The following is an 18525-nucleotide window of genomic DNA, read 5'->3' on the forward strand; positions in this document are numbered from 1 at the left end:
TCGACGGCCCCTATCCATCCATCTGAATCGATGATGGAATGAGCACGATCCCCCGGCCCCCCGGCCTTTGCAACACCACCATCCACCCGAGAAACATCGCACAGAGAGGTGTGACACATGAGTGACACTGTGAGCACGGAAGTACGAACCGGCCTGTACATCGGCGGCGAGGAGCGTCACACCGACGCGACGCTCGACATCGCCGACCCGGCCAAGGCCGGCGTCATCGTCGGTCGCGCCGCCGCCGCCAGCACCGCTGACGTCGACGATGCCATCGCGGCCGCGAAGGGGGCGTTCCCCGCGTGGTCGGCGCTGAGCGCCACCGAGCGCGCCGCCATCATGGCCGACGCGATCGCCGGGATCGCCGACGACCGCGACGAGGACGCCGCGATCCTCTCCCAGGAGAACGGCAAGATCCGATTCGAGAGCTGGATCGACGCACTCGTGTTCGAGATCCGCTGGGGCCTCGCGCTCTCGCTCGCCGAGGAAGTCGATTCCGGCAAGGTCCTCCCCGTGGTGCCCGGCATCCCGGTCGAGACGACGATCTCGTACCAGGCACTCGGCGTCGTCACCGTCATCGTGCCGTTCAACTGGCCGATCGCGATCCTCGGGGCCGCGCTCCCCCACGCTCTACTCGCGGGCAACACGGCGATCGTCAAGCCGCCGCCCTCGGCACCGCTGGCCACCACGCGCGTCGTGCAGCGCATCGCTGAGAAGCTCCCCGCCGGTGTGCTGAACGTCGTCACCGGCAAGGACGCCGACATGGCGGCGCTGATCTCGAGCGATGACATCGCGAAGGTCTGCTTCACGGGGTCGGTGAACGGCGGCAAGCGCATCATGGAGATGGCCTCGAAGTCGCTCACCCGCGTGACCCTCGAGCTCGGCGGAAACGACGCGGCGATCTTCCTGGAGGACGCCATCCTCGATGACACCCACCTCGACCGGATCTACGCCGCCGTGTTCGACACGACCGGTCAGATCTGCATGAACGCCAAGCGCCTGTACGTGCACAACTCGCGCCTCGACGAGCTGGTCGCGGGTCTCTCGGCCCGCCTCGACAAGGCGGTCATCGGGTACGGCCTCGATGAGGGCACCACGATGGGCCCCTTGCACTCGCCGGTGCAGAAGGCGTTCGTCGCCGAGATCATCGAAGAGGCGAAGGATGCCGGAGCCGACGTCCGCGAATTCGGTCAGCTGCCCGGTGGCGAGCTGGCGGGCGGCAACTTCCTGCGTCCCGCGATCGTGGTCAACCCCGACCCCTCGCTCCGCGTCGTCACGCAGGAGCAGTTCGGGCCGGTCATCCCGATCATCGGGTTCGACTCCGAGGACGAGGCGATCGCTGCGGCCAACGACAGCTGGGGCGGACTCTGCGGGTCGGTCTGGACCGCCGATGTCGACTCGGCGAACCGCGTGGGCAGCCAGCTCGTGTGCGGTTACGTCTGGGTCAACGACCACGGCGCCACGCGGCTCGACCTGCGTGCGCCGTTCGGCGGCATGAAGCAGTCCGGCATGGGCCGCGAGCAGGGCATCGAGGGCGTGCGGGCGTTCCAGGACACGCGCTCGATCGCCCACATCGACGTCGCGGCCCTCGCCGCGCAGGCGCACTGATCGCAGACTCGCCCCTCGACGACGCAGGCGCGACGACCACCAGGTCGTCGCGCCTGCTTCTGCTGGCCGCGGTGCTGCTCATCGCGCTCAACCTCCGGCCGACGATCACGGGGATCGGGCCGCTGCTCGCCCAGATCTCGGACGACCTCGGCACGACCGAGGCGGCGCTCGGCGCCCTCGCTGCGGTGCCGCTGATCGCCTTCGCGGTCGTCTCGCCGCTCGCACACGTCCTGAGCGCGCGGTTCGGGATGTCGCGCACCGTGATGTTCTCGCTGCTGCTGCTCGGTGCCGGTACGGTCTGGCGGTCGCTCCCGGGTCTCGCCGCGAACCTGTGGCTCGGCACCGCGCTGATCGGAGCCTCGATCGCGGTCGTGAACGTGCTGATGCCGGCGGTCATCAAGCGGGACTTCGCCGATCGCGTGCCCTCCATGACCGCCGCCTTCACCGCGTGCCTGTCGGGCATGGGCGCGGTGGCGTCGGGGGTCGTCGTCCCGATCTCGCACATCGAGGCCGGCGGGTCGACACTCGGCTGGCGTGCGGCCCTGCTGTGGACGGGCGCGCTGCTCCCTTTCGCCGTCGTGGCGTGGATCGCGTCGCTGCGATCGCAGCCTCGGCATCAGAAGCCGCTCGAGCGTCGGGCGGCCAGCGGCATCTGGCGCGACCCGCTCGCGTGGCAGGTGCTGCTGTACATGGGGCTCCAGTCGATGACGTTCTACATGCTCGTCACCTGGTTCGCTCCGATCGCGCAATCGCTCGGGCGCTCCGAAGTGGTGGCCGGGCTCGACGTGATGATCTACCAGCTGTTCTGCTTCGGTGGCTCGCTCATCGTCCCGCTGCTGCTGCGCGGGAGCTTCGGTCGATTCGCCGCCGCCGCGATCCCCACGCTCACGCTCGTCGGCATCCTCGGCCTGATCGCCCTGCCCGAGCTCTTCCTCCTCTGGGCGGTCATCTGCGGCGTCGGCTGCGGAGCCGCGCTGGGGATGTCTCTGAGCCTGTTCAGCCTGCGCGCACGCACCCACCAGTCGGCGAGCGCCCTGTCGGGCATGGCGCAGTCCGGCGGCTACCTGATCGCCGCCGTCGGCCCGATCGCCTTCGGCGCCCTCGTGACGGTCAGCGGCGGCTGGCTCGCTTCGCTCGTGCTCGTGGGCCTCGTGCTCGCCGGCCAGGTGGTGACCGGGCTGTTCGTCGGCCGCGACCGCTTCGTGCTCGAGCGGTGAGCGGCGGCCCCGGTGGAAGGCTCCGGCGCTAGCGTGACGGCATGACACCGTTCGCGATCGACATCCCCCGCAGCGACGTCGACGATCTGAGGACGCGGATCGCCCGCACGCGATGGCCGGACGATGCCACGGCGGAGGTCGACGACTGGGGGTGGGGCACGCCCTCGTCGGTTCTCCGCCCACTCATGGACCACTGGACCGAGGGGTACAGCTGGACCGCCACCCAGGAGCGGTGGAACGCGCTCGACCAGCGCATCGTCGAGGTGGACGGGCAACGCATCCACGTCGTCCGCGGCGGCACTCCCGGCGCCACCCCCCTGATGCTCGTGCACGGGTGGCCCGACGGGTTCTGGAGGTTCATGAAGGCGATGCCGTTCCTGGCCGATCGCTTCGACATCGTCGTGCCGAGCATCCCCGGCTTTGGCTTCTCCGACCGGCTCCGCAACGGGCCGACCGGCCCGGCCCGGGTCGGCGACCTGTTCGCCGGGGTGATGGACCAGCTCGGTCACACACGGTTCGGCGTGCACGGGGGCGACCTCGGCAGCACGATCGCCGAGGTCATCGCGCAGCGTCATCCGGATCGTGTCATCGGTCTGCACCTGGGCGACGTGCCCGCATGGCACCGCTACACGCTCGATCCCTGGGAGGCGAGCGACGACGAGCGCGCCTTCCTCGCCGGCATGACCAGCTGGTTCGTCGACGAGGGCGCCTACGCCGCCCTGCAGCGCACCAAGCCGCAGACGCTCGGCTACGGTCTCACCGATTCGCCGGTCGCGCTCGCGGCGTGGTTCCTCGAGAAGTTCCGGGCGTGGAGCGACGGCGACGGCGATGTCTGGAGGCGCTTCACGCCGGACGAGATCCTCGACGACGTGTCGCTGTACTGGTTCACCCGCACCTCCGCGTCGTCCGCGCGCTACTACCGCGAATCGGCGCTGACTCCGCCCGATCCCGCGCTGCGCGCGACCACCCCCGCGGGATTCACGCTGTTCCCCCATGACATCGCGGTCCCGCCCCGCGCGTACGCCGACCGGTTCTTCGACGTGCGGCGGTTCACCCTCGCCCCGCGCGGCGGTCACTTCGGCCCGTGGGAGGAGCCTGCGTTCTTCGCCGAGGACGTGCGCGCCTTCTTCGACGGCGTCGAGGCTTAGCCCCGCCGCCTGCGAACCGCCCCCCACGAGCTGTTTGCTAAACTGAGAGCCTGTCCCGCTGCGATCCGGCGGGAGAAGGCTGTGCCGCGTGAGCGAGCACGGTCCGAGGCTCGAAACCTCCGGCACCCCTTCCAATGAAGCCCCGGAGGTTTCTTCTATGTCCACTGGCACCATCCCCCTCCCCCGCGTATCCGCCGCGAACGGCGGTGGCCGCGTCGCTCCGCACCGCTGGGGTGCGCTCATCGTCCTCGCACTCGCTCAGCTGGTCGTGGTCCTCGACGGAACCATCGTCAACATCGCCCTTCCGCAGGCGCAGATCGACCTGGGTCTCTCCGACGGTCAGCGCCAGTGGGTCGTCACCGCGTACGCGCTCGCGTTCGGTGCCCTCCTGCTGCTCGGCGGCCGGGTCGCCGACTACTGGGGTCGCAAGCGCACGTACATGGTCGGGATGCTGGGGTTCGGGGCCGCGTCCGTGTTCGGCGGTCTCGCCCAGAACTCGACCGAGCTCATCGCGGCCCGCGGCCTCCAGGGTGCGTTCGCCGCACTGCTCGCCCCCGCGGCGCTCGCACTCCTGACGGTGTCGTTCCCCGGCGGTAAGGAGCGCAATACCGCGTTCGCCGTGTTCGGGACCGTGGCCGGCACCGGGGCCGCCGTGGGCCTTCTGCTCGGCGGCGTCCTCACCGAGTTCGCCGACTGGCGCTGGTGCCTGCTCGTCAACGTGTTCTTCGTGCTCGTCGGGGTGGTCGGCGGATTCCTGTTCCTCCGGGAATCGAAGGCCGAGGGCGACAACCGGTACGACGTCGGCGGGGCGCTCACGGTCACCCTCGGCCTCGGCTCGCTGGTCTACGGATTCAGCCTCGCCGAGTTCGGGTGGGCCCGATGGGACACCATCGGGTTCCTCGTCCTGGGCGTCCTGCTGCTCGCCGCCTTCGTCTTCATCGAGTCGAGGGTCGCGCAGCCGCTGCTGCCCCTGCGCGTCGTGACCGACCGCGTCCGCGGCGGTGCGTTCCTGCTCCAGGCGATCTCGGGCAGCGCCATGATCGGCGGCACCGTCTACCTGGCGTTCCATCTTCAGATCGTCCTCGGCTTCACCCCGCTCATCGCGGGCCTCGCCTCGCTGCCGATGACCGTGGTCATCATGGTGTGCGCCCCCGTCCTGACGCGTCTGCTCCCCGTCATCGGTCCGCGTCCGATGATGATCGCCGGACCGCTGATCGCGGCGGCCGGCCTGCTCTACCTCAGTCGCATCACGCCCGACGGGAACTACTTCGTCGAGGTGCTGCCCGGGCTCGTGATCCTCGGCCTCGGGATGGCGAACCTGTTCATCCCCATGCAGAACCTCGCGCTCGCCCGGGTCGCCCCGCACGATGCCGGTGCGGCATCCGCCACGGCCAACTCGGCGATGCAGATCGGCGGATCGATCGGCCTGTCGATCTTCACCGCGTTCTACGCCGCCGCGGTCTCGTCGAGGACCGTCACGGACGGTCCGTCGCAGCTGGCCGCATTCACTGCCGGCTACTCCGCGACGTTCCTGGCCGCGGCGATCGTCATGGCGGCCGGCTCGGTGGTCGCGTTCTTCATGATCCGCGGCACGAAGGAGGAGCTCCTGCCCGACGCCGACGCCCCGATCGCGCACGTGGGGTGAAACGACCGCGTCGGCGTCAGACCGGTGAGATGCGCAGGATGGGCTTGATCACCTCACCCGACGCACTGTCGGCCATCGCCTGCTCGACGTCGGCGAGCTCGTAGAAGCGCACGAGCTCGTCGAACGGGAAGCGTCCCTGCGCGTGGAGGGCGATGAGCGCGGGAATGAGCCGGGCGCTCGTCCCGCTGCCGCCGAGCGTCCCGACGATGCGCGTGCCCCAGAGCGCGGGCTGATGCGCCACCTCGAAGCTCGCGCCGGCGGGAGCCCCTCCGACCAGGATGCAGGTGCCCAGCATCCCGATGAGGCCCACAGCCTGCTCGACGACGGAGATCACGCCGGTGCACTCGATGACGTAGTCGGGATCGCCCCCGCAGGCCTCCCGCACGGAGTCCGCCACGTCATCGGCCGTCGCCAGGACGGTGTGCGTGGCCCCGTATCGCCGTGCGAGATCGAGGCGGGACTCGTTGAGATCGATCGCGACGATGGTCGTCGCGGGCGTGTTGCGGGCCGCCATGACGGCGGCGAGCCCGACGGCGCCCGCCCCGAAGACCACGATGCTCTCGCCCGGCTCGGGCCGTGCGGTGTTCAAGACCGCACCCGCCCCGGTGGAGATTCCGCATGCCAGCGGGCCCAGCAGCTCCAGAGGCAGATCGCGGTCCACGCGGACCAGCGAGGACGCCAGCGCGATCGAGTACGTCGCGAACGACGACTGTCCGAAGAAGTGACCCGAAATGTGCGACCCGTCGGCGCGGTGATACGCCCCCGTCCCCGCGAGGGGGCCGGTGAAGCGCACCCCCGCGGCCACCGCGGGGCCGAGCTGGTCGCAGTAGCGGGGCTCGCCCCGCAGACAGTTGCGGCATTCTCCGCAGAACGGCCAGCCCATCACGACATGGTCGCCCTCCTCGACCGATGTGACACCGTCGCCGACCGCGTCGACGACGCCCGCACCCTCGTGCCCGAGGACTCCAGGGAGCGGGAGGGGCAGGTGCCCGTCCCGGGTGATGGCATCCGTGTGGCAGACACCGGTCGCGACGAGGCGCACGCGCACCTCGCCGGGGCCGGGTTCGTCCAGGTCGACGGTCTCGATCGAAAGGGGCGCGCCGATCTCTTCGGCGACGGCGGCGGTGATCTCCATGGTGCTCTCCTCATCGATGGCAGGTGCGCGGGGTGTCCTGGGCGGTCACAGCGGGTACTGCCCGGGCTCGCGTCGCATCGTGATCCAGCGCGTCTCGGTGAAGGCGTCGATGTTGGCCTGGGCTCCGCCGTGGCGTGAACCCGTGCCCGACGACCCGACACCGCCGAACGGCGAGTTCGCCTCATCGTTCACCGTCTGGTCGTTGATGTGCACGATGCCCGTCGGGATGCGCTGCGCCATCTCCAGCCCTGCGAAGACATCCGCTGTGACGATGCCGAGCGACAGCCCGTAGTCGGTCTCCGAGGCGAGCGCGACGGCCTCGTCGTCGGTCGAGAACGACACGACGGATGCCACGGGCCCGAAGACCTCGTCGCAGTAGGCCGCGGCGTCCCTCGGCGTGTGGGCCAGCACGGTCGGCCGGTAGAAGAGAGCCTCGTAGGTGCCGCCGGCGCGGAGCTGCGCGCCCTGGGCCACAGCATCCTGCACCAGCGTGTGCACCCGGTCACGCTGCACCTCGTCGATGAGGGGGCCGAGATGCACCTGACCGGCTGCCGGATCGCCGACGTGCATCGAGTCGGCCTTGGCGGCGAGCTTCGTGACGTACTCCTCGAACACCGACTCGTGCACGATGTGCCGCCCGACCGTCATGCAGATCTGGCCCTGGTGGAGGAAGGAACCCCAGGTCGCGAGGTTCACGGCCTTGTCGACGTCGGCGTCCGCGCGGATGATGTAGGCCGAGTTGCCACCCAGTTCGAGGTGGGCGCGCGTGAGGTGGCGACCCGCGATCTCACCGACGGCGCGGCCGGCCTTGGTCGAGCCCGTGAAGGCGATCACGCGAACGCGCGGGTCGGCGACCATCGCCTCGCCGACGTCGGCGCCGCCCGGGATCAGCTGCAGCAGCCCTGCCGGCAGACCGGCCTTTTCGAAGATGCGCACCATCGAGACGCCTCCGGTGACGACCGTCCGCGGGTCGGGCTTCAGCAGGACGGCGTTGCCGAGCGCGAGCGCCGGGGCGACGGCGCGGATGCCGAGGATGAGCGGCACGTTGAACGGCGAGATGACGCCCACGACGCCCACGGGGACCTGCTGCGCGAGCGAGAGCCTCGGCTCTTCGCTGGACAGGATCGAGCCCTGGGGAGCAGACGGCAGAGCGGATGCCTCGTAGCATTCGGCCGCGGTGACGTGCAGGGCGAAGCCCGCGAGCGGCGGGATGGCCCCGACCTCACGGGTGTTCCAGCCGCCGATCTCCTCGGCGTGCTGCTCCCAGAGCTGTCCTGCCTTGCGCAGGACCGCAGCCCGGGCGGGGTGCGGGAGAGCGGCCCAGGCCTTCTGGGCGCGGGCCGCACCCTCGGCCGCGCGGGCCACGTCGCCGGCGTCCGCGATGCCCACCATCGCGAGCGTCTCGCCGGTCGCGGGTTCGATCGAGGGGATCGCGCCCCCACCACCGACGACCCATTCGCCGTCGATGAAGATCTTGCCGGAGAAGACCGCTGCGTCGATCAGTGCATCGGCGGTCGGGAGGACAGTGGTCATGATGACTCCTTCGTCTGTTTCGGGGGGTTCACGCAGGGGCGTTCCGGGAGAGTCGTTGCGCGCGGCGTCCGACGGTGCTCGCGGACCAGCCTCGCTGGATGACCTGTAGAGCATCCTCCGCCAGCACTCTTGCATCGTCATACGGTTCGCGCCAGATCGCCAGCATGTCGGCCACGGGTTCGGAGAGGGTGCTGCGTGAAAAGGCCTCGACCCCCCACCGCCCCCGATAGCCGTCATCCACCGCGCATCGGACGATGTCTGCGACGTCGACGACACCGGCGCTCAGCGCGCCCCGGCCGGACTGACCGAGCTCGAGATAGGCGAGTTTCGGAAGCGCGAGGCGGATCGCCCCGGAGATATCCGCCTCCTCGATGGCCATGTGGAACGTATCGAGGTGGATGCGCAGGTGCTCGGAGCCACTCGCCTCGACGAACGCCATGGCTTGGGCCGCGGTGTTCATGAGCGAGGTCTCGTAGCGGTTGAGCACTTCGAAGGTCATGGCGACCCCGCGCTCGTGCGCGTCGTCGGCGACCGCCCCGACCTCGCGGGCGGCTCGTTCCACGGCCGCGGGAGGGGTGGGGCCGGTGGGGGGCCCGAAAGGTCCGTACGGCACGCCGTTCATCTGGTCGCCGCCCAGTGCGACGGTCAGGTCGACGACGGAGCGCAGCATCGCCGCGCCGGCCGCGCGCTCCTCGGCGTCGGCCGACGAGACATCCGCCCCCGCCGATTGCCCGCCTGCGATCGTGATCGGCGTCAGGCCTCGATCGCTCAGAAGACGGGCCAGTGCGGTCGCGTCCGTGGTCGCCGGGCCGAGCGGGGGGAGCACCACCCGGGAGTACCCGGCTTCCGCGATGGCATCCAGAGCGGCGGGCAGGAGTTCGGCGGAGGCATCCCGTGCGAACACGTTGATGTGGCACGCCACATCAAGAGCCATGCGGACCTGCGAGTCGACGGTCATGAGCGTCTCCACGTCTCTCGAGCGATCAGAAGGTGGGCAGATCGAGCCGCTGCTTGTAGACCGAGTAGCCGTCGTCGACGTGCACGACGGTGCCGTTGATCACGTTGGACTCGTCGGAGGCGAGGAAGGCCACGACGTCGGCGATCTCCTCCGGCGCGGTCATGGTGCCCCGCAGCTGCTCGGAGGCGAACAGCTCGCGCAGCTCCGGGCTGAACTGATTGATGATCGGGGTCGACACCCGGCCGGGGGTGATCGCGACGGCACGGACGCCGAACTCCGCCAGCTCGTAGGCGGCAGAACGCGTGAACGAGATGACGGCGGCTTTCGCCGCACTGTAGGTGAACGACAGCTCCGCGGCCTGCTCGCCGTAGATCGACGACGTGCTGATGATGACGCCGCCGGTGCCCTGGTCTCGGAACTGGCGGCCGGCGGCGAGGATGCCGTAGTACACGCCATCCTGATCGATGCTGATCATGGGCGCGTAGTCGACCTCGGGGTCGTGATCGAGCAGAGGCTTGCCGCCCGCGATCCCCGCGTTGTTGAAGATGACATCGAGCCTGCCGAAGACCTCTACGGCCCGGGCGACGGCGGCCTCGACCTCGGAGAAGACGGACACGTCGACGCCGACCGCCGCCACCGTGCCCTCGAACCCCTCACCCGAGATCGCGTCGGCGGCGGCCTGCGCCTGCTCGAGATTGATGTCGGCGATCATGACTCGCGCGCCCTCGCGCACGAACTTGCGCACGGTCGCGAGTCCGATACCGCTCGCTCCGCCGGTGATGAGCGCGACTTTTCCGTCGAGACGCATGGATTTCCTCTTCTTCGAGTGTCTGGGTGGGTGAAACGACAGGGGTGCGGGGGCGGATGCCACGGCAGCCGCCCCCGCGGTGGGTGAGGTGAGGCGTCAGAGCTTGTCGGACGGCGTGGTGTCGGCCGCGTTGTCCTTCGTGACGAGCGTGACGTCGACCGCGACAAAGTTCTCCGCCGGCATCGTGCCGTCCGCCTGGTAGGCCTCCACGTCGGTGATCAGCATGTCGAGCACCTGCGGCCAGGGCTGGTCGACGGTCGCGAGCATGTTGCCGCCCGCCTCGATCGACGCGAGGGTCTCCGCGAGCGCGTCGACCCCGGTGACGGGCGCCGTGGACCCGGCTTCCGACAGGCCCTGCGCGGCGCCGAGCGCGGCGTCGTCCCAGCCGGCCCACACCGCGTCGAGTCCATCGGGGTTCGCCGAGAGGTAGTCCGACACGAAGTTGAGCGCCTCGGTGCGCCCGGTGGCCGGGTTGGTCACCTGCTGAGGCTCACCACCGACGACCGTTGCGCCGGCAGCCTCGAGCGCCGTGACGGCGAGCGCCGAACGCAGACGGATGCCGGCGTGCGGGTCGTGTCCGATGACCATGACGGTCTTGCCGTCGAGTCCGCCGATCGCCGCGTCGATCCCCTCGACCGTCTTGTCGACGATCTGCTGCTGGTTGGTGGTGATGTTGGTGGCGAAGGCGTCGGTGGCCTCGGTGCCGGCATCCATGGAGAAGATCGGAATCTCGGCATCCTTCGCCGCCGTCACGATCGAGCCGATCGAAGACACATCCGTGTAGCCGTCCAGGATCACGTCGGCGCCCTGGCCGATCGCACTCTCCACCGCCGGGTTCATCTTCTGGAAGTCGAAGTCTCCCTGGATCATCGTGAGGTCCCAGCCGAGCTCATCCGCTTTCGCGGTGACCGCTTTGACCCACCACGCGCCGACCGGGGTCTGGTTGCCGGACGTGAAGGCGATCACCTTGAACATCCCGTCGCCCCCACCACCACCACTGGCGTCGCCGCCCGAACTCGAGCCCGAACATCCTGTCAGTGCCAGGACCGCCGCAGTCGCCAGCGCGGCTGCCACCTTGAACTTTGTACGCACGTATCTACTCCTTCGTGTGATTTGCGCTTCGTGGGGGATGTGCGGCCCCGCGGGATACCTCGCGGCGGGGCCCGTGGGAGAGGTGCTACCGCTCCCGCGTCTTGAGGCCGGACAGGACGACGGCGGCGATGATTATGAGCCCGGTCACCACCTGCTGGATGTAGGCGTTGACGCCCAGGATGTTCAAACCGTTGCTCATGACGCCGATGATGGCCACGCCGATCATCGTGCCCCCGAGGTTGGCGGCGCCCGAGCGGATGACCGTCATGCCCAGGAAGACGGCGGCGACGGAGAACAGCGTGTTGTCGCCTCCCTGCTCGGCGGCGGCGCTGCCCAGGCGGGCGGCGAGCAGGATGCCGCCGATGGCGGACACGAACCCCGCCATCGTGAAGGCGAGCAATCGAGCCCAGCGCACGTTGACGCCCGACAGCCGAGCGACCTCCTCGTTGCCGCCGATCGCGTGGAGGCGCCGGCCCAGTGTCGTGAACCGCAGCAGCGCCCAGATGAGCACGGCGATCACGGCGGCGAAATAGACGGGCAGCGGGACATTGAGGAACCGCCCCTGGCCCAGCTCGTTGAACGCCGCCGGCATGCCGAACACCGTGGTGCCGCCGGTGACGAGATACGCGAGACCGATGACGGACGTCATCGTGGCCAACGTCGCGATGAACGCCGACAGGTGGAGGTAGGCGATCAGCACGCCGTTGACGAGCCCGACCAGCAGCCCCACGGCGAGACCGGCGAGAACGGACACGCCCATCGAGTTCTCGCCCAGCAGGAGCGCGGCCGTCACCGAGCCCGCGAGGCTCGACGTCGCTCCCACCGAGAGGTCGAAGTCGCCGACGACCATCACGATGGTCTGCGCGCCGGCGATGATCGCCAGGATCGAGATCTGATACAGGATGTTGCGGACGTTGACGAACGACAGGAACGTGTCGGGTCGCATCGCGAAGAAGAAGATGATGAGCAGGATGAGCGCCACGATCGTGCCGCTCTGCACGAGCACGCGGCCGACCGTCCGCGACTGCTGCGCCATGATGGCGCCCGTGCGCGTCGGCTCCTTCTGGATCGTCATGATGTGGACCTTCCGTAGGCGTAAGAGAGGAGGAGTTCGTCGTCGGCGCCCTCCGCGGGCACGTCGCCCGCGATCGAGCCCTCGTGCATGATGAGGATGCGATCGCACATCCCGATGAGTTCCGGAAGCTCGGAGCTCACGGCGATCACCGTCGTGCCCGTCGCCGCGAGTTCCCGGATCAGCCGATAGATCTCGGCCTTCGTTCCGACATCGATGCCCCGGGTGGGCTCGTCCATGAGCAGCACCTTCGGTCGGCGTGCCAGCATCTTGGCCAGGACGACTTTCTGCTGGTTGCCTCCGGAGAGCTCGCCGACGGTCTGCCGGGGGCTGCGCGCCTTGATCTGCAGGTCGGACATCCCGCGCTCGGCGATCTGTGCGATCCGACTGCCCGAGACCCACCCCCCGCGACTCACCGCGGAGATGTTCGCGAGGGCGATGTTGTCCTGGATCGACGATCCGAGCAGGACCCCCTGGCTTCGACGCTCTTCCGGCACGAGGGCCACCCCTGCCGCCAGCACACGGCCGACGCCCGAGCGGCGGGGGATATCCACTCCGCCCACGGTGATCGTCCCGGTCTTCGACCGCTGCGCGCCGGCGAGGATGCGCAGCAGCTCACTGCGTCCCGAGCCGGCGAGTCCCCCGATGCCGAGCACTTCGCCCACGTGGGCCGTGAAGGAGACGTCCGTGACCCGCCGGCCGTTCAGACCGTCCACGACGAGCGCGACCTCCTTCGAGATGACTCCCCGCTCGGGGTAGAGCGAGTCGGCGTTGCGCCCGACCATCGTCGAGATGACTTCGCTGATGCTCGTGTCGGCGACGTTCTTGGTCGTGATCGTTTCGCCGTTCCGCATGATCGTGAGGCGGTCGCACAGCTCGAAGACCTCCTCCAGCCGGTGCGACACGTACACGATGGCCACCCCCTCGTCGCGGAGTGAACGGAGGATGGCGAACACCTCGCGGATCTCCGTGTCGGTGAGCGAAGCCGTCGGCTCGTCGAGGATGAGGACGCGGGCATCCGTGGCGAGAGCGCGGGCGACCGCGACCATCGTCTGCTGCACCGGCGACAGGTCGCCCGCGAGTTTGCGCATCGAGATCTTCTGATTGAGGCGTTCGAGCTGCTCGCGGGCTCGGCGGCGCAGCGCGCGGGTGTCGACGATGCCCGCCCGGCTGGGCAGCTGCTCGCCGAGCAGCACGTTCTCGGCCACGGACGTCGTCGGCACGATCGAGAGCTCCTGGTAGAGCGCCACGATGCCCGCTTTGTGCGCCGCGCGCACGTTGGCGAACTCCACCTCTTCGCCGGACCGTCGAATGGTCCCCGAGTCGGGGACGTAGAGGCCGGTGACGACCTTGATCAGCGTGGACTTGCCGGCACCGTTCTCACCGAGCAGAGCGTGGATCTCTCCGGGGTTCACCGAGAGCGTGACGCCCTTCAGCGCGTGGACGCCGTCGAAGCTCTTGGAGATGTCGGTCGCCTCCAGCGCCGGAGCGAGGGTGGAGGTCACCGCTTCGTCGCCGGCGGTCACGACGCCACCGCCCGATCCTCGATGTCGTTGCACCGCAGGACGACTTTGGGATAGCGCCCGCTGACATGGACCGCGAAGGCCTCCGCCGCGTCCTCGAGGTCGAAGACCGCCTGAGTCAGTTCGTCGAGGTCGAGGTGGGGCAGCACGTCGAGCGCCCGCGGGAACGCGTACGGCGAGACGAACACCCCCGTGAGCGTCAGCTCCTTCAGGTAGAGGTAGTCCGAAAGGTTGAGCGGCATCTCGAAGTCGTGCGGATACATCGCACCGTAGATCACCGTGGCGCCCTTCGCGGCGAGGTCGAGCAGCCCGCGCACTGCCCGCGGCGACCCGGAGGCGTCGATCACGACGTCGTAGCCTCGCCCCCCGGTGATGTCGTCCGCGCGGGCGTACTGGTCTTCGGAGGTCGGGTCGATCGTGTGCTCGGCCCCGTGCCGGCGGGCCATCTCCCGGCGCTCGGCGATCGGCTCGATCATCGTCAGCGACGTCGCCCCGCTCATCTTCAGCACCTGCAGCGCCAGCTGACCGATCGGCCCGCCGCCGCAGATCGCGACACGGTCGCCCACTCGGATGTTCGTCTTGTCGGCGATGCGCACAGCCACCGATGTGGGCTCGAGCAGGCATCCGTGTAGGAGGGACACGCTGTCGGGCAGAGGGTAGACCTGGGATTCATGCCACGTGATCGTCTCGGCCATGCCGGGTCGGTTGTAGTCCTGGATGTGCTCGCAGAACTGCTGCCTGCCCTCCTGACAGGGACGGCAGGTGCCGCAGAAGCGGAGGAAATTGCCCGCCACGCGGTCGCCGACCTGGAGGCCGTTTCGATGCGCCTTCTCGCCGAGGGCTTCGATCACACCCGAGAGCTCGTGGCCGAGGCCGATGGGCACATCCGTGCCGAAGAACCCCTCGGCCAGATGGGGGTCGGATCCGCAGATGGCGGAGTAGGCGACCCTGATGCGGACGTCCTCGGGTCCGAGGTCGGGCTGGGGAAGATCCACCAGTCCGATCCGGCCGCGAGTGGCCTCGTCGGGATCGCGCAGACTGCCGATCTTGGTGACGGCGACGGTTCTCATATGACTCTCCATCGAGTGCGGCAAAAGGGGGTGGCGCGGAGCGCGGCCGTCAGTCCGCGGCGGCGATCACGCGACGGGTGGCCGCGACCGTGGCCGACAAGCCGTAGCCGTGCTTGTCGCGCAGTTCCTCGTCGTCCCCGAACCCCGCGTACACCTGGGGGATGCCGAGACGTTCGAAGGCGGTGAGACGGATGCCTCGGTCAGCGACGACGTCGGCGATACGTGAGGCCAACCCGCCGTAGGCCAGGTGGTCCTCGAGGATCACGAACCGTCCGCCGGTCTCGGCGGCACACTGAGCGATCAGGTCCTCGTCGATCGGCTTGAGGGTGAACATGTCCACGACGCGTACCGAGCGACCGTCCTTGGCGAGCTCGTCCGCGGCGTCCAGCGCTTGGGAGACCACGGTGCCGTGGGTGAAGATCGTGGCGTCCGTGCCCTGCCGGGCGATGATGCCCTTCCCGATCCGGATGTCGTGCTGGCCCGGTTCGTAGAGCACCTTGTCCTTCTTGCCGACGGCGAGGCGGATGTAGATCGGGCCCTCCATCGTCATCGACTGGCGCAGGATCTCGCCGACCATGAGCGGGTCTCCGATGGAGGTGACGGTCATGTTGGTGAGGGCGCACATGAGCGCGAGATCCTCGACCGCGTAGTGGGTCGAGCCGCCGTTGCCGACCAGGCCACCGTGCGTGCCGATGATCTTCACGGGCAGGTTCGGGTAGCAGACGTCGGAGCGCACCTGTTCCAGCGCCCGCATCGAAAGGAACGGCAGCATGCCCGAAACGACGGGGATGTTGCCGTCGTAGGCGAGTCCGGCAGCGATGCCGACGCAGACCTGCTCGGCGAGCCCCACATCGAGGAATCGCTCGGGGAACTTGTCGCGGAACTCCACGAGCGTCGCCCCGATGTCGGGCGTCAGCACCCACAGGTTGGCATACTCGTCGCCGAGCTCGGCGAGCGTGGTGCCGATGACGGACCGGGCACCCAGGAACTCGCCGAACGTGAAGGTCACAGGCATCAGACGCTCTCCTTCGTGCGGGATGCCTCGAGCGCGGCCAGTGCGCGATCGAGGTCGGCGGCGCCGAGCGATCCGGCGTGCCATGCGAGGTTGTGCTCCATGAAGTCGACGCCCTTGCCCTTCACGGTTTCGCAGATCACAACGGTGGGACGGTCACTGTCGGTGGCCGGCAGGGCATCGATCGTGTCGACGAGCTGAGTCATGTCGTGGCCGTCGATGTGGACGACGTTCCAGCCGAACGCCGCCCATTTGTCGGGATACGGCTCGAAGACGACCCGCTCCTCCGCGAAGCTCGTCATCAGCTGACGGTTGCGGTCCACGAAGGCGACGAGGTTGCCGAGCTCGTTGCTGCGTGCGGCCATCGCGGCCTCCCAGACCGACCCCTCGCCGGTCTCACCGTCGCCGAGCAGGCACACCACACGGTGCGACTCACCTCGACCGCGTGCGCTGAGCGCCATGCCCACCGCCAACGGAAGTCCGTGACCGAGCGAGCCGGTCGAGCACTCGACACCCGGCAGCTGCACTTTGCACGGATGCATGCCGTACGCACTGTCGAGCTGGCCGTAGGTGTCGACGATCCCCTCGTAGGAGAAGAAGCCGCGCATCGCCATCGCGATGTACATGCACACGGCCGCATGGCCCTTGCTGAGCACGAAACGGTCCCGCTGGGGGTTCCGCAGGTCGGTCGGGTCCACGCGGAGCCCGTATTGGTAGAGCGCGGTGAAGATGTCGGCCGCCGACAGGTCGCCGCCGATGTGGACGGCTCCTTCATACGTGCCGCAGAGCTGCAGCAGCTTGGCGCGCAGCTCGAACGCCAGCTCTTCGAGCTCTTCGACGGTGTGCGGATCCGCATCCGTCGGCAGGGTCATCTGGCCCATCTCATGTCTCCTCATCGATGACACGGACGTCGCTGAACAGCCCCGCAAGGCGTCTTCATCGACTCTCGTTCTGCGATCGGGTCCGGGCTCCGGACCTCGATGTGGCGACAGTAACACGATGTGGTTTACCTGTAAACAGGATCATCGATAAACTCGGAGACGACGCGTCGGCCGCCGGAAGTCGGGTGAACGCCTCGATGATTAGACTCGCGGCACGGATCGCGGTCGATTCGACGCGGGGAGGGAGCAGGGGTGACGCGCGACGCGGATGCCACTGTCGGGCCGGTGTTCGTGGGCTCCGTCGAGATCGAGACCGAGCCGCTTCCCGGCGTGATCGACACCGAGAGGTTCACGCCCCGTCTGCTCCACCTGCTGTCGAACGCCCTCGTGTGGAGAGAGTCCCGACTGCTGCGGGCCGCCTTCAACCTGGGTACGAACGACTGGCGCGTGATCTCCGCGATCGCGATCCGTCCCGGCGCGACCTCGACCGACATCTCCGAGTTCGTCGCGATGAACAAGGCGATCGTGTCCAAGAGCGTGAATACGCTGATCGCCCGCGAGCTGATCGTGCCCGCCGATGGCAGACGCGGGTCGCGCCATCTGTATCTGACCCGGGCCGGGGCAGACATGCACCACCGCATGAAGCCGATCTCGCTGGAGGGGCAGCAGATCGTGCTGGCCGATCTGAGCGACGCCGAGGTCGACCAGCTCAACGATCTGCTGACCCGACTGCTGCTGAAGACACCCGAACTGTCGGTGAACGCCGACGATCATGTCGCGGGTGAGGACTGACCGGGCGATCCGCATTCCGGCAATGTACCTATAGACATTCCCTATGTCGATAGGTATCGTGAGGGACGCAGGGTGCGACGCCGCCCCCGCACTGGGAGTGGAAAGGACCTCGATCAGTGGCACACACGACACCGGCCCCGAACCGGCAGGCTGCGCTCGACCTCATCGGTGATTTCTCCCTCGAGATGACCGGCAAGGACATCCCCGGCCTCGAAGAGGCCAAGCACGCCATCCCCCCGGGAACCAAGATCAACGTGACGTTCCTCGGCAATGAGGACATCGACATGCGCGTCGCCGCGTCGAAGGCCGTGCGCGACCTGGGGTTCATCCCGGTGCCGCACATCTCGGCGCGCCGCATCCAGTCGCAGGATCAGCTCGAGGAGTTCCTGGGGCGCCTGCAGGAGGTCGGCGCCACCGAGCAGGTGTTCTCGGTGGGCGGCGACCCGTCCGAGCCCGAGGGCCCGTACCCGGATTCGCTCAGCGTCATCCAGACCGGGCTGCTGCAGAAGTACGGGGTGCGCGAGGTCTCGATCGCCGGGTACCCCGAGGGTCACCCCGACATCAAGAGCGACGTGCTCTGGCGCCACCTCGAAGACAAGTCCGCCGCGCTCACGGAGCAGGGACTGGATGCCGTCATCCTGACCCAGTTCGCATTCGACACCGATCCCGTGATCGCGTGGATCGACGAAGTGCGGGCCCGCGGCATCGCCACGCAGATCCGGATCGGCACCCCCGGCCCGGCCGGCATCAAGCGCCTCCTCGGGTTCGCCCGGCGGTTCGGCATCGGCGCGAACGCCATGATCGTGAAGAAGTACGGCTTCTCGCTCACCAACCTGATGGGAACGGCGGGGCCCGACCGCTTCGTATCCGACCTGTCGGCGCTGCTGGCCGAGCGCAACCCCCAGTCGCCCGCCGACGGCGCTCCCGGCGACGCGGGTGTGAAGCTGCACTTCTACACCTTCGGAGGACTCAAGGCCACGGCGGAATGGGCCGACGCCTACACCGCCGCACAGTCCTGACAGGGTGGAACC

Annotated in this window: 16 protein-coding genes; 6 read left to right on the top strand and 10 right to left on the bottom strand. The window is 68.7% G+C overall.

Features of this window, described 5'->3' with window-relative positions; all coding sequences use genetic code 11:
* Positions 1-117 precede the first annotated feature (117 nt).
* The 4 genes from ACFXOO_RS12435 to ACFXOO_RS12450 all read left to right on the top strand — a co-directional run bounded on the left by ACFXOO_RS12435 (position 118) and on the right by ACFXOO_RS12450 (position 5618).
* Positions 118-1608, top strand: coding sequence for an aldehyde dehydrogenase family protein (locus ACFXOO_RS12435; RefSeq protein WP_394563756.1), 1491 nt, complete (start codon positions 118-120; stop codon positions 1606-1608).
* 71 nt (positions 1609-1679) lie between these two features.
* Positions 1680-2825: an MFS transporter gene (locus tag ACFXOO_RS12440; protein ID WP_394563757.1), complete on the top strand. Its 1146-nt coding sequence runs from the start codon at positions 1680-1682 to the stop codon at positions 2823-2825.
* A 41-nt stretch (positions 2826-2866) separates the two neighbouring features.
* The gene (locus ACFXOO_RS12445) at positions 2867-3973 is read left to right on the top strand and encodes an epoxide hydrolase family protein (RefSeq protein WP_394563758.1); all 1107 of its coding nucleotides are present in this window, start codon (positions 2867-2869) and stop codon (positions 3971-3973) included.
* 157 nt (positions 3974-4130) lie between these two features.
* A complete protein-coding gene (locus ACFXOO_RS12450; RefSeq protein ID WP_394563759.1) occupies positions 4131-5618 on the top strand; it encodes an MFS transporter in 1488 nt (495 codons plus the stop codon).
* 16 nt (positions 5619-5634) lie between these two features.
* On the opposite strand, the gene ACFXOO_RS12455 is transcribed toward ACFXOO_RS12450, so the two are convergent.
* The 10 genes from ACFXOO_RS12455 to ACFXOO_RS12500 all read right to left on the bottom strand — a co-directional run bounded on the left by ACFXOO_RS12455 (position 5635) and on the right by ACFXOO_RS12500 (position 16702).
* Positions 5635-6753: an NAD(P)-dependent alcohol dehydrogenase gene (locus ACFXOO_RS12455; protein ID WP_394563760.1), complete on the bottom strand. Its 1119-nt coding sequence runs from the start codon at positions 6751-6753 to the stop codon at positions 5635-5637.
* Between the two features lie 45 nt (positions 6754-6798).
* On the bottom strand, positions 6799-8286 hold the full coding sequence (locus ACFXOO_RS12460) for an aldehyde dehydrogenase family protein (RefSeq protein WP_394563762.1): 1488 nt from the start codon (positions 8284-8286) through the stop codon (positions 6799-6801).
* A gap of 28 nt (positions 8287-8314) precedes the next feature.
* Positions 8315-9244: a sugar phosphate isomerase/epimerase family protein gene (locus ACFXOO_RS12465; protein WP_394563763.1), complete on the bottom strand. Its 930-nt coding sequence runs from the start codon at positions 9242-9244 to the stop codon at positions 8315-8317.
* Between the two features lie 25 nt (positions 9245-9269).
* Positions 9270-10052: an SDR family NAD(P)-dependent oxidoreductase gene (locus ACFXOO_RS12470; RefSeq protein ID WP_394563764.1), complete on the bottom strand. Its 783-nt coding sequence runs from the start codon at positions 10050-10052 to the stop codon at positions 9270-9272.
* A 96-nt stretch (positions 10053-10148) separates the two neighbouring features.
* Complete coding sequence (locus ACFXOO_RS12475; protein WP_394563765.1) at positions 10149-11144, bottom strand: sugar ABC transporter substrate-binding protein; 996 nt, start codon at positions 11142-11144, stop codon at positions 10149-10151.
* 85 nt (positions 11145-11229) lie between these two features.
* Positions 11230-12219 (bottom strand): ABC transporter permease, encoded by a 990-nt coding sequence (locus tag ACFXOO_RS12480; protein WP_378842856.1) that lies wholly within the window; start codon positions 12217-12219, stop codon positions 11230-11232.
* Positions 12216-13742 carry a sugar ABC transporter ATP-binding protein gene (locus ACFXOO_RS12485; RefSeq protein ID WP_394563766.1) on the bottom strand — a complete coding sequence of 509 codons (1527 nt, stop codon included), beginning with the start codon at positions 13740-13742 and terminating at the stop codon, positions 12216-12218. Before ACFXOO_RS12485 ends, ACFXOO_RS12480 begins: the two co-directional genes overlap by 4 nt.
* The gene (locus ACFXOO_RS12490) at positions 13739-14809 is read right to left on the bottom strand and encodes a zinc-binding dehydrogenase (RefSeq protein WP_378842852.1); all 1071 of its coding nucleotides are present in this window, start codon (positions 14807-14809) and stop codon (positions 13739-13741) included. Before ACFXOO_RS12490 ends, ACFXOO_RS12485 begins: the two co-directional genes overlap by 4 nt.
* 49 nt (positions 14810-14858) lie before the next feature.
* Entirely contained in the window at positions 14859-15824 is a 966-nt protein-coding gene (locus ACFXOO_RS12495; protein WP_394563767.1) for a transketolase family protein, read from the bottom strand.
* Positions 15824-16702 carry a transketolase gene (locus ACFXOO_RS12500; RefSeq protein WP_378842848.1) on the bottom strand — a complete coding sequence of 293 codons (879 nt, stop codon included), beginning with the start codon at positions 16700-16702 and terminating at the stop codon, positions 15824-15826. Before ACFXOO_RS12500 ends, ACFXOO_RS12495 begins: the two co-directional genes overlap by 1 nt.
* Before the next feature lie 252 nt (positions 16703-16954).
* On the opposite strand from ACFXOO_RS12500, the gene ACFXOO_RS12505 reads away from it, so the two are divergent.
* Entirely contained in the window at positions 16955-17494 is a 540-nt protein-coding gene (locus tag ACFXOO_RS12505; protein ID WP_378842846.1) for a MarR family winged helix-turn-helix transcriptional regulator, read from the top strand.
* A gap of 185 nt (positions 17495-17679) precedes the next feature.
* The gene (locus ACFXOO_RS12510) at positions 17680-18513 is read left to right on the top strand and encodes a methylenetetrahydrofolate reductase (protein WP_378843047.1); all 834 of its coding nucleotides are present in this window, start codon (positions 17680-17682) and stop codon (positions 18511-18513) included.
* Positions 18514-18525: the final 12 nt, after the last annotated feature.

Source organism: Microbacterium sp. P03 (assembly GCF_043556235.1).
GTDB lineage: Bacteria > Actinomycetota > Actinomycetes > Actinomycetales > Microbacteriaceae > Microbacterium.